This is a genomic window from Lacticaseibacillus zeae DSM 20178 = KCTC 3804 (genome assembly GCF_000260435.1).
Lineage (GTDB): Bacteria > Bacillota > Bacilli > Lactobacillales > Lactobacillaceae > Lacticaseibacillus > Lacticaseibacillus zeae.
Window position 1 is genome coordinate 222,526 of record NZ_BACQ01000031.1, and the last position, 12,012, is coordinate 234,537.

General features: G+C 49.7%; 9 protein-coding genes. 4 read left to right on the top strand and 5 right to left on the bottom strand.

Going from position 1 to position 12,012, the window contains the following annotated elements; translation table 11 throughout:
* Window positions 1–18: 18 nt before the first annotated feature.
* The gene (locus GSO_RS06735; protein ID WP_010490420.1) at window positions 19–1,197 is read left to right on the top strand and encodes an NAD(P)-dependent malic enzyme; all 1,179 of its coding nucleotides are present in this window, start codon (window positions 19–21) and stop codon (window positions 1,195–1,197) included.
* A gap of 234 nt (window positions 1,198–1,431) precedes the next feature.
* The gene (locus GSO_RS15700) at window positions 1,432–2,826 is read left to right on the top strand and encodes an aspartate ammonia-lyase (protein WP_010490421.1); all 1,395 of its coding nucleotides are present in this window, start codon (window positions 1,432–1,434) and stop codon (window positions 2,824–2,826) included.
* Window positions 2,827–3,041: 215 nt separating this feature from the next.
* Here the strand turns inward: GSO_RS15700 and GSO_RS06745 are convergent, their stop codons facing one another.
* The 4 genes from GSO_RS06745 to GSO_RS06760 all read right to left on the bottom strand — a co-directional run bounded on the left by GSO_RS06745 (window position 3,042) and on the right by GSO_RS06760 (window position 8,763).
* Window positions 3,042–4,151, bottom strand: a complete 1,110-nt coding sequence (locus GSO_RS06745) for a glycosyltransferase family 4 protein (RefSeq protein WP_010490422.1) — start codon at window positions 4,149–4,151, stop codon at window positions 3,042–3,044.
* Between the two features lie 527 nt (window positions 4,152–4,678).
* Window positions 4,679–6,838, bottom strand: coding sequence for a transglutaminase TgpA family protein (locus GSO_RS06750; protein WP_010490423.1), 2,160 nt, complete (start codon window positions 6,836–6,838; stop codon window positions 4,679–4,681).
* The gene (locus GSO_RS06755; RefSeq protein ID WP_010490424.1) at window positions 6,831–7,823 is read right to left on the bottom strand and encodes a DUF58 domain-containing protein; all 993 of its coding nucleotides are present in this window, start codon (window positions 7,821–7,823) and stop codon (window positions 6,831–6,833) included. Before GSO_RS06755 ends, GSO_RS06750 begins: the two co-directional genes overlap by 8 nt.
* A gap of 4 nt (window positions 7,824–7,827) precedes the next feature.
* Entirely contained in the window at window positions 7,828–8,763 is a 936-nt protein-coding gene (locus GSO_RS06760; protein WP_010490425.1) for an AAA family ATPase, read from the bottom strand.
* A 240-nt stretch (window positions 8,764–9,003) separates the two neighbouring features.
* Here GSO_RS06760 and GSO_RS06765 point away from each other — a divergent pair, with 240 nt between their 5' ends.
* A complete protein-coding gene (locus GSO_RS06765; RefSeq protein ID WP_010490426.1) occupies window positions 9,004–9,627 on the top strand; it encodes a stage II sporulation protein M in 624 nt (207 codons plus the stop codon).
* Window positions 9,628–9,732: 105 nt separating this feature from the next.
* Here GSO_RS06765 and GSO_RS06770 read toward each other — a convergent pair whose 3' ends face one another.
* Window positions 9,733–10,281 carry a GNAT family N-acetyltransferase gene (locus GSO_RS06770; protein ID WP_010490427.1) on the bottom strand — a complete coding sequence of 183 codons (549 nt, stop codon included), beginning with the start codon at window positions 10,279–10,281 and terminating at the stop codon, window positions 9,733–9,735.
* A gap of 205 nt (window positions 10,282–10,486) precedes the next feature.
* On the opposite strand from GSO_RS06770, the gene GSO_RS06775 reads away from it, so the two are divergent.
* Entirely contained in the window at window positions 10,487–11,947 is a 1,461-nt protein-coding gene (locus GSO_RS06775) for an amino acid ABC transporter substrate-binding protein/permease (protein ID WP_029345542.1), read from the top strand.
* The last annotated feature ends 65 nt before the right edge of the window (window positions 11,948–12,012 follow it).

A 12,012-nucleotide genomic window follows, 5' to 3' on the forward strand; every position in this document is an offset into this window, starting at 1 on the left:
TTGAGGAGGAGAACGAACATGGCTAAGAAGGATTTCAATCAACTAGCACTGGCTCAGGCCAAACAATATGGTGGCAAACTGAGTGTAACGCCCAAGGTGCCGATTGAGACGCGGGATGACTTGAGCATTGCCTATACCCCTGGTGTCGGCGCGGTATCTTCTGCTATTGCCAAGGATTCGTCGCTGGTCTATGATTTGACGACCAAGAAGAACACCGTTGCAGTTGTCAGTGATGGCTCAGCGGTTTTAGGATTAGGCAATATCGGGGCTGAGGCAGCGATGCCGGTGATGGAAGGTAAGGCGGCGTTATTTAAGCGTTTTGCTAAAGTGGATGCGGTGCCGATTGTGTTGGATACGCAGGATACTGAAAAAATTATTGCGGCCGTCAAAGCCATTGCGCCGACTTTTGGCGGGATTAATCTGGAGGATATCAGTGCGCCGAGGTGTTTTGAAATTGAAGCACGCTTGATTGATGAACTGAATATTCCGGTTTTTCACGATGATCAGCACGGAACCGCCATTGTGGTGCTTGCCGCGCTATACAATGCGCTGAAAGTTGCTGGTAAAGGCATTGGCGATATCAGAGTCGTTGTCAACGGTGGCGGCTCTGCCGGATTATCCGTTGCGCGTCGCTTCCTGGCCGCTGGCGTTAAGCACATTATGGTTGTTGATAAGGTCGGTATTTTGGCGGGAAAGAATGCCGATCAATTGCCACCACATCATGCTGCTATTGCTAAAATCACGAACCGGGAAAATCGTACCGGTACCTTGGAAGATGCTTTGAAAGGTGCTGACGTTTTCGTTGGTGTATCGGCACCGCATGTTTTGAAACCAGAATGGATCAAAACAATGGCTGATAAACCGATTATCTTTGCAATGGCTAATCCAGAGCCGGAAATTTTCCCAGATCAGGCCTTGGCCGGTGGGGCTTATATTGTAGGGACAGGGCGTAGTGATTTTGCGAATCAAATCAACAACGTTCTGGCATTTCCGGGCATTTTCCGCGGCGCCTTGGATGCTAGGGCGCGCAAAATTACGATTGAGATGCAGATTGCGGCAGCTAAAGGGATTGCGAGTCTAATTCCGGACGCTGAACTGTCGACAACGAATATTATCCCAAATGCGTTTGACGGGAATGTTGCCGAAGTCGTGGCTGAAAGTGTGCGGCATGCGGCTAAGGCAACGGTTGAGGGGTAGAAGTTTTGTTGCGAACCTTCTGACAGGGTTGATGTTGTAAACTTTGTCAGGGGGTTTTTAAAATGGAGACTGATAATCATTGTCTAATATTTTCGCATAATGTTTTTGCTAGCCTCTAAATTATTGGTATACTTTTTAGCCCTATTGTAAGACTACCTGACACTAAACGTTGACGCGCGTTGTGACACGCATATACTGATAACGTAAATATTGGTATATGAAAGGGAGTTCACAATGCGTATCGAGGAAGATTGTATTGGCAAGTTGGCAGTAGACGAGGATGTCTTGTACGGGATCCACACCACCCGCGCACTGGCGAATTTTCCGATTAGTCATGAACGGACCGATTCGTTACTTTTCAAGAGCTTGATTATCATTAAAAAGGCCGCGGCTCAAGTCAATGCGGCAGCTGGGACGCTGACGGCATCGAAAGCCAAGGCGATTGCTGCGGCGTGCAATAGTTTGCTGATGGGTGAACACAACGACGCGTTGGTTGCCCCGGCTATTCAGGGGAGTGCAGGGACATCGGTGAATATGAATGTGAACGAGGTCATTGCCAATCTGGCGAGCCGTCACACGATCGAACGGGTGCATCCTAATGATGACGTCAATCAGTGCCAGTCGACGAATGACACTTATCCGACAGCCGGGAAAATGGCGGCTTTGCAAGCATTGCCGCCGTTGCAGCAGGCTTTGACATTTTTAGTGAAATCACTGTTGGCTAAAGCTGATGAATTTGCTGATGTTGTCAAAGTCGGGCGTACCCAGTTGCAAGATGCGGTTCCGACAACATTTGGCCATACCTTCCAAGCATATGCACATTTGTTTCAGCGTGATCAGGTGCGACTAACGCGAGCGGCTGAAGATTTGCGGGTTGTCAACTTAGGCGGAACTGCGATTGGTACCGGCTTAAATGCTTCGCCGTATTACCGGGAACACATTGTTCGGCAAGTCAATCGCTTGATTGATTTAAACCTTGAGCAAGCGGATGACTTGGTTGATGCAACGCAGAATTGTGATGTTTTGGTCGCTTTTTCCGGTGCGATGAAAGGGTTAGCGACTGATTTATCGAAGTTTGCCAACGACTTGCGCTTATTGAGCAGTGGTCCCCAGGCTGGGTTGAACGAGCTCCATCTGCCAGCCAAGCAGGCGGGGTCCTCGATTATGCCAGGGAAGGTTAATCCGGTGATTCCTGAAGTGGTCAATCAAATCGCTTTTCAGATCATCGGACAGGATGTAACGATCAGCATGGCTGCCGAGGCTGGGCAACTGGAATTGAATGCCTTTGAACCGATTATTTTCCGTGATTTGTTGCAGGGAGAGCGGTACTTGGCCCGCGGTATCGATACGCTGACCACCAACTGTGTGACTGGCTTAACGGTCAATCAACGGCAGTGTGCCGACAATGTTGAGCATTCCGCGATTAGTGCCACGATTTTAAGTCCATATATAGGCTATGAAGCAACGATGAAACTCGTCAAAACCAGTCTTGAAAAGCATGTGGCGATTCCGGAACTGCTTAGGCGCCACCATCAGTTACCCGATACGTTGATTGCCCATCTCTTTTCAACGGCTGTGATGACCAATGAAGAACCGGTTCAGAAGGAGGCAGCTGGGGAAAAGCGCTAAGGTGGACGGTTCTGGGGGAGCTGGTTGTTCCACATGAAACAGTTGAATCATTATCCTGTGTTTCATGTGGAACTTTATGTGTGAGAATTGGCGTTTCACGTGGAACATGGTCCGCAAATGATTCCGGTTAGTTACCGGACAAATCAAAAAGACGCTTACGGCATTTTTACCGCAAGCGTCTTTTTCGTGTCGTCATCGACAATTTCTGGCAAATATTAGCCGGCAACCTTGGTTCTGGTTGGCTGGTGTTCAATAATTGGCATCCATTGCGACACAATGTTTTCCGGACTAAAGTGACTGGCACGTTCTAGGCTTTGATGCGCGTAGTGTTTCCGTAATTCGGGTTGTGCCATCATTTTTTTGAGATTGGATACAAAGTCAGGGACATCCTGGGCTTTGGTTAATAGACCATATTGGTTGTTGCCAAGGTATTCACGTGAGCCGGTGTTTTCCATGGCAACGACCGGAAGTCCAGAGGCCATGGCTTCACCGATGACAAGTGGCATGCCTTCCCAACGTGAGGTTGAGACAAAAATGGAGGCGGCGCGATAGTGATCTCGAAGCGCTTGGTCCTTTAACGGTCCCTGATAAATGAGTTTATCGCTCACGTGGAAGTAATCAATCAGATCGTAAAAGTTTTTCATGTCTTCATCGGTTCCGCCACCGGCAATGGCGATTTTCCAGTCGTCGGGTAAGGATGCAGCGGCCTCTAATAGGAAGTCGATACCTTTGTGGGCGATGGCGATGCGGCCGGTGAACGCGATCCGGTGGGCATCGAGGTTCGCCTCACCAGTTGGCACTAAGGTGAGGGGATTGTAGATTTTAACGGTGCGCGGATTGAAGCGTTTGTATGAGTTCAAATCGCTTTCGGTCAAGGTTACCAGTGTGTCGACAGCTTGAAGACCACCTTCAAACTCGGCTTGCATCTGGACGTAGTAATCTTCCATGTAAGTAGCATAGTTGTTGTGCATCCAGCCGATCAGATTCACATCCGGCAATGCCCGTTTAATTAACGGTGCAAAACTGGTAGTCAAACCTGCAGGCAAGATGACGGTTTGGAAATGCTGGTCGCGAATAGTCGCGATGAGATCCTCGATTTGCTCCTGATAATGGGTATAGGGATCACTACCGAAAAAGTTCAGCAACTTAGGATCAGTTGGGCGCCGGGCAATAATCAAAGGCGCATCCAAGTCAAAGTAGGCAGGTGCATCCGCCAAGGTGTAGAAACTGACGTCGTACTGTTTAACGAGATCATTACCTAAAACCGTTGAAGCGCGTTTAACGCCATCCATCACGATGTTTTCAAGAACGATCATAACTTTCATAAGTGTTCGCCGCTAACGATCAGCGGCTCCCCCCTTTCTTCTGAGTACGTTACGAACTGACTGCAGCGTCCAGTCGAAGTGGCACGACTACTAAAAATAGTAGCGGGGTCAGAACAGCTTTTTAAAGGATATTCAAAACTGTTTATATTATCATACGCGCTTTTTATTAGTAAGCGCAAGTTTTTTCGCTGCAAGGTTGATACATCAGGGGTTAGCGCAAGGTGTGTTCGTCGAAAAAGGGGGACCATGAGAGTTGCATTAATCGTTCGTGTTTTGTTTCACGTGAAAATCGGCGTAACGTTAAGAAAGCGCTTAAGCAATGCATAACTTATTTCACAAATCGGGAGGCGTTGGTGCTAAAATTCGGGTAGAAACATGTAAAATAAGCTGTCTGGAGCGTGTTGTAAACAATCACAATGATGCAGCTGCAAATGTCGAAACAGCTGACGGGATTGTTTCGACCAAATTTTTGAGACTTGGCATATTTCAGCTAGTTTCACGTGAAACAAGCGAAATAATTTATGAGGTCAATGACGTTTCACGTGAAACCTTCGAGACGTGTAAGCGATAAGTTGGCTGCGAAGCTTCTGCAGAGGCAAGATTAAAGGTTGTACATTGACTGACATTTTGCCGAAGATTATTTGTTCGTATGCGTCGGTTAGTGTGGACATATTAGTTTGTTCGCCCAAACGTCTATCAATTATTTTGGCATACGCACTTAAGGCTTGGCTGACAGGACGATGCTGAATTCGCCGCAAGCTCCAAAGTAATAGCCGATAGCGGCGCGGGAAGTTGGTTGCCGTAAGTCCAATGCCAATGAGCCAGGCGACAAGCGCCGGGAGTTGCCAGAATGCAAGTGCAGTCAGCAACAAAGTGACGATAAGGAGCAAAATGCCGAGCCAGGTGACGTTGCTGAGAGACGATCGAGAATGCGTTTTCGTTGCGGATGGCGAACCAGTTGATGGTGTACGCGATATAGAGGCGGACGATGCCACACTTGATGATGACGGCATGCTATTAGAGACGCTGTTATTAGCGGATGAAGAGGGTATATTTTCTTCTGGCGTTGCGGGATCATTAAAGCCGGGGGTCGGTTCAAATGGCAGCCAACCTAAATTGGTGAAGTAAACCTCGGGCCATGAGTGAGCGTTGCTGTTGCGGATCACATATTGTTTGTGTTGACCTGATCCGCCAATAAAAGTCCCGGTATTAAATCCTTTGGCCCATCGAGCAGGTAAGCCGATGCTGCGACATAGCACGACCATTGCCGAGGAGAAGTTATCACAATAACCGATTGGGGAATCGAAAAGAAAGTAATCGACATAATCATGTCCAGGCGGTGTCCGCTGCGCATCGGTTTTGGAGTACGTGAATCGGGGGTCGGACTTGAGATAGTTTTGAATCGCGAGCACTTTTTCATAAGGTGTCGGTGCTTTGGCCGTGATTTTTTCCGCCAACTGCTTAACGCGTCGTGGCAAGGTCGATGGTAATTGTAAGTAGCGGCTGGCAACTTGCTGGCGACTGCTGGTTGCGGCGGTTAATTGTGCAGCCGTGATTTGTTTTGCCTGCACCTGGATGTCTATGCGTTGAAATCGGGATTGATCTGTCGTGCTGACGCGGCGGGTGGCAGCATTGAGCAGGAAGTCAGTCGTGGGATCGGGTTGACCGCCTGTAAAAGTCAGCTGCCCATAAGGAAGCGGCAAAAATGATTTGCTGCCGTTGAAGGTCAAGGTTGTGCTTTGAGCAGGACCATAGTCAACCGAGGCGTTTGGATCGCGCATGATGGCGCCATCCAGCGGCACGGTCTGACTTTGATCGACGCCAGGTTGCCAACCGGTGCCGGTGTATGCTGCATCAACCGCCACGCGATAGTAACTGGCTTCGGCGCTGGTAGCCGTAAAAACAGGCGTCGGATCGTCATAAACCGGTCCGCCTAACACGCGGCTGTTTTCCGTATAGCCGGTTCGGCCGGGACCGTTGACGTAAGTTTGAATACCGGCATAAAATCCCCGTTGATTTAAACGATCGCGAAATGGAACGGACATATCGGCTAATTGTTCATTCAGGGACGTTGATGAAGACAGCCACGCCAAGCCGAGCGTGACCCCGCTGATAAGTGTGCACCCAATTAAAAGCGGCCACCAATGATTGCCATACAGATGCAGCATTGCCATCAAGCCGGTAAGTACTGCAAGTTGAATGAATTGCGCCGTGAGATCATTGCCGTTAAAAATATGAACGGCCAGTAAATAGCTGAGCACAATTGCAATGGCGCCGGGATAAAAGCGGACGACAACCGTCAAAAGCAGGAGAAACGCTACTAAAGTAATAATTAGCGTCATGCTAAGCACGGTCGGGACGTCGACACCACCGACACGTAAAAACTTTGAGGTCGCTGCGGAAAAAGTCTGTAGATAGGCGGTGAACCAAGAGAGGCCAAATGGTTGTTTTAGCGGCACAATGGCCCAAAGCCCACCGATCATGGCAGCGACTGTCATGACACCCGACAAAGGCCACCATCGCGGCCAGAACGTGGCGGCATAAAGAATGAGGCTAATGCCGATGACATAAACCACCAGTGCGCGCGGGTGGCCGATCGGATTGATATCGGCAAATGGCTGCAAAAAAAGAAATAAGAGCCACCATGTCAATAAAACCATGATGAGTCGTTGCAACCACTTAGGCATGATCGCCACCTCCTGACAAAGAAATCAAAGTGGCAGCAGCAGGCGAGAGTGCCTGCAAAAACGGTTTGGCTGTAGCTGAGTCCGCCGCCATCACGAGATAAGCCCGATGATGTTGTGGCGATGCCAAGTCGGGTAAAGCCGCGGGATCAGGGACACCTTCAGGATGAAAGCCTGCTAGTAGCGCATCTTGCTGACCACGATTGATCCGGGTTAGCCGCTGATCCAACAAAAAGCCGTCACCACTGAAAATGCCGGTATCCAGCAAACTCGCAAAAAGACTCAAGGCTGATTCAAGTGGCAGCGAAGGCGTCACAACAAGTAACAGCGTCCAAGCAGTTTGGCCTTCATACTCATCATCATGAACAATCAATGAATCTGCATGGGCACTAATTTTCCACGCGATTTGTTGGATATTATCACCCGGGAAATATTCGCGGAAATTTTTAATCCGGTCGCTGGGCAAACCGGCGTCGGCCGCCGCCATTTTTTGCGAAAAATCCGTGGCAATTTTGGCAGCAGTCTCGGGCTGGCGGACCGGACCGACCGTTATCGGTGTTGTGAGTTGCATGGGGAGGGTTTTGCGGAACCAGCCGAAAAAATCGGTGACAGTCACAGTGAATGGCAGCTGATCATAAACGCCCCGCGGCAACTGCAAGGTAACTTTGGCGGTGCGTTGACCAACCGGCAGATGCCAGGTGCTGGTTTTGGCGGCATCTAGTAAAAACAGGTTTGGCAGCCATTTGCCTTGCGTTAACGTCAAATGGCGGGTCGTGGGACGTTCTGCGATCATCGTTGAGTGATTAGGTGTGAAGCGCAAATGCCCGCGCATCGGCCAAAGCAGAGGTAGTGCGAGCAGCAGGAGAAGCATCAAGGCAAATTCACTCACAAACCAGCTGGTCGGTGAGTTAAACGTCATTCCGAAGCCGACGAGTAGGCCGAGTGTGACGACAAGTGCACTATTGATAAAGAAATTGCGCCAATGCATGGTGTCACCCCCGTACTGGTGTAGCGGTGTTTTGCAGAATGTCGGTTAAAATGTCGGTTGGTGAGACGGTCGGATCCTTCATGATCAAGCGATGGCCAAATACAGGAATCGTTAGGGCTTGAATATCTTCAGGGGTAACGTAACTGCGGCCATTGAGCATAGCGAAGGCTTTTGCGGCGCTTACCAAGGCAATGCCGCCACGGGGACTGATGCCTAAACGAATGCGTTGGTCTGTCCGCGTCGCTTCGACAAGCGCAAGGACATAATTGGCGATCGCATCCGTCACGGTGATGGTTGTGACAAGTTTTTTGCTCTCTGCTAAAGTCGCGGGATCGAGTAATGGTTTCAAGGCGGCAATCATGGTTTGGCGATCCGGGCTCAGAAGCAGACTTTTTTCAGCATCAGCGTCGGGATAGCCAAGCGATAGGCGCAACATAAACCGATCCAGCTGGGCCTCAGGCAAGGGGTAGGTTCCTGCATAGTCAGTCGGGTTTTCCGTGGCCATGACAAAGAAGTCGGGCGATAAAGGGTAGGTGTGTCCGTCGGTGGTGACGCGACGTTCGCCCATTGCTTCCAATAAAGCCGCCTGAGTACGCGGAGTGGCGCGATTGATTTCGTCGGCCAGTAAGATGCTAGTAAAAATCGGACCGCGTTGAAATTCAAATGCATTCGTAGCGCGGTTGAAAATGGACGTCCCGAGAACGTCGCTAGGCAACATATCCGGCGTGAATTGAATCCGGGAAAACGGCATTGCCAGCGTTTTGGCGATGGCTTGCACTAAGGTGGTCTTGCCGACGCCGGGAATATCCTCAAATAAGACGTGACCGTTGGCTAATAAAGCCGTAAAGGCCAGTTTGATCGGCATCGGCTTGCCAACCACAATGGTCGCGACTTGCTGCTGCGCTGCCGAAAAGATTGATTGCGCTTCATTGATTTCCATCGTGATCCCCTCCATGCCGCCATTATTCAGGAAAAAGCACCAAACAGCAAGTTTCCTGCCGTGTCGTAAAAAAAATATGAATATATTGGTTGCAGACCGGACGACGATTGGTACGCAGTTGACAAGCAGATATACTGCGGGCTTCATTTTGGCACCGGAATCTTCTCAATAGCGACACATTTTTGCTTGCGGTATACTGTGACCATAGCCGGTAACCATCCAATGAGTGGGGGCAAGCAAATGAAGAAAAGACTGAAGTATCACCTGAATGTGATTGGGCATTATCTATTGATTGGCTGGCTGATTTTCATCGTGATGACGATCCTGGTTGGCCTGTTAAGCTATATCGTCATGAAATCGAATCCGCATTTTGTCCGCGGCCTCATGAGCGGGTTGTCCGCTAAGTTCCCTGGAGCGACTGATAATTGGCACGCTTTCTGGGCGATTCTGCTGAACAACGAGCGGGTCACGTTCACCATGATGCTAGTGGGCATGATCCCAATTCCATTCTTATACTGGATTTCGTATGTGGTTACGTGTGCTTCGGTCGGTCTGGTTCTTGGTATCTATGCGGCCAAACTTGGCATCAGCGGTGCTTTCGGTGCGTTTGTGCTGGGCATTTTGCCACATGGGATCTTTGAGATGAGCGCGATGATCGTCGCCGTGGCGCTGGCGGCGCAAGTCAACAAGGCGTTACGCCAATCGATCAAACGATTTTTTGCCAATCCCCACTATGAAAAGTCGCCGCTGGATGCCAAGTCCATTGCGGTACAGTATGTCGCCATCGTGGTGCCAGTGATTGCTTTTGCGGCAATTATCGAAGGCTTCATTACGCCGGTACTTTTACGGTTGATCGTACATTGACCTGCTTGCGGTTGACACGTCTTAAAGCAAGAAACCCCGCCAATGCGAGCGGGGTTTTATTTTTGCGGGCACCAGTCTGACCACAAAAATGTTTCTCGTGAAACATTATGACCATTCTGAGCGTAACAACGAGTATGTATTCACATCGAAAAACCCACCACGTGGATTCGGATCCTCTTGGCGCAGGATGCCGTCCAGATGGAAGCCGGCTTTTTCGGCGACGTGGTTGCTGGCGTCATTGGTGACGGCGGCGTTGATAATCAGTTTGTTCAGGTGATAGTCGTGGAAGGCGATGTCTGCAATGGCCTTGACGGATTTGTGCATGACGCCTTTACCGCGTGCCGGCGTGGTTAACCAGTAACCGATATCGGCTTTATGGTGGACGAGTTGGTCAATGGTGTTTAGGGTGATCAGACCAACGGGAGCGTCGGCTTGATGAATGACCAAGGTTAATGACTTTTGCTCGCCGAAGGACTTCAGCTCGGTTGTTAAAAAGTTAATCTCATCGTCAGCGGTGAGCGTCGCGTCCACCCAAGTCAGATAGGCTGATAAGGTCTCACGGCTGGTTTCGATCTGTTCAAATAAAAGTGGGCCGTCAATTTCCGGGCGGGGCAGTGCGAGTTTAAGATCATAGTCAATTAAGTAGCTAAACATCATTTCATCCCATTTTCTTTTTAGTTTCTCTAAGTATAAAACAATCTTGCATCCGGCGCTCGTAGACAAGCTCTCATAAAATCGGTAGACTTGTTACCTGTGAATGTTGCCGATGCGAACTGGTTTGCCCACAGCTTGTGATGGCTGCTTCACATTGAATGGTTTAGCGTTGCATTAAGATTCGAATGAGAAAGATGGTGTTTTTATGAGACGGGTTTGGAAGTGGTGCGTCGCCGGGGTAGCAGCGTTGATATTGGCGATTGGCTTGACCATGCCGGTATCAACGCAGGCGGCGAAAAAAACATATGTGATCGGCACGGATGTCACTTATGCACCGTTTGAGTTTGCAGACAAGAACAACCGCTACGTCGGGATCGATATTGATCTCATGCAAGCAGTGGCCAAGGCGGAAGGTTTCAAAGTGGACATTAAGCCGCTGGGATTTAATGCCGCGGTGCAGGCGCTTGAAGCTCACCAGATTGACGGGGTCATCGCCGGCATGCAGATTACGCCGGAGCGCAAGCAGAAGTTTGCCATGAGTGATCCTTATTACAAAACCGCGGTGGCAATGGCTGTTGCCAAAAATAGCGGCGTCAAAAGCCTTAAGGATCTGCGGGGCAAGCGGGTGGCTTTAAAGACCGGGACAGCCGCGGCAGATTTTGCGATGAGTCTAAAAGACAAGTATGGTTTTCATACCGTGACGTTCGATGATTCCAATAATATGTACCAGGACGTGATTACGGGGAACTCGGTAGCTTGTTTTGATGACAAGCCGGTGCTGCAATATGCCATTGCGACCGGTCTGAAGCTGAAGCTTGCCGGTCCCGAAAGCAAGGCGAGCTATTACGGCTTTGCCACGCAAAAAGGGCGCAGCGACCAATTGGATCAGCGGTTCAATGCCGGACTGAAAAAAGTGAAGGCTGACGGCACCTATGCCAAAATTGTCGCGAAATACTTAGGCAACGGAACACAAGCGGCCCAGAAGAAAACCAGCGCCAAAACCCAAGATACGGATCGCAGTTTTCTTGGCCTGTTACGGGAAAACTGGGGGACCTTAATGAATGGGCTGCGGGAAACGATGGTCGTGACTTTGGTGGCCATCATTTTTGCAACGATTGTCGGGATTTTGGTCGGACTGCTGGGCGTTTTACCGAATCGCTTCGCCCGGGGAGTTGCCACGACGTTTATTTACATTTTCCGCGGCTTGCCGCTACTTGTATTGGCATTGTTCATCTACACAGGCATACCAAGTCTGATTGGATCTAAGATTCCGGCATTCGTCGCTGGGATTATCACGCTGACGCTGAATGAAGGTGCGTACACGGCGGCCTTCGTGAAGGGCGGAATCCAGGCAGTCGATGCTGGTCAAATGGAAGCAGCGCGTAGTTTGGGACTTCCGTTTGGCAAAGCCATGCGGAAAGTGATTCTGCCGCAAGGAATTAGAATTATGGTACCGAGTTTCATTAATCAGTTCATTATCACGTTAAAAGACACCTCAATTCTGTCGATTATCGGTATCCTGGAGCTAACTCAAACCGGGAAAATCATCATTGCGCGTAACATGGAAGGCTTCAAAATCTGGACCATGGTCGCGCTCATTTACTTGATTATTATCACACTGCTGACCTGGCTCAGTAACTGGGTACAACGGCGCATGAAGGTCTAGTCCGCTTGCGTAAAATAATGTGACAAATGTCAGAAAAGCTAACATCAACGCTGGACAGTCGCTAT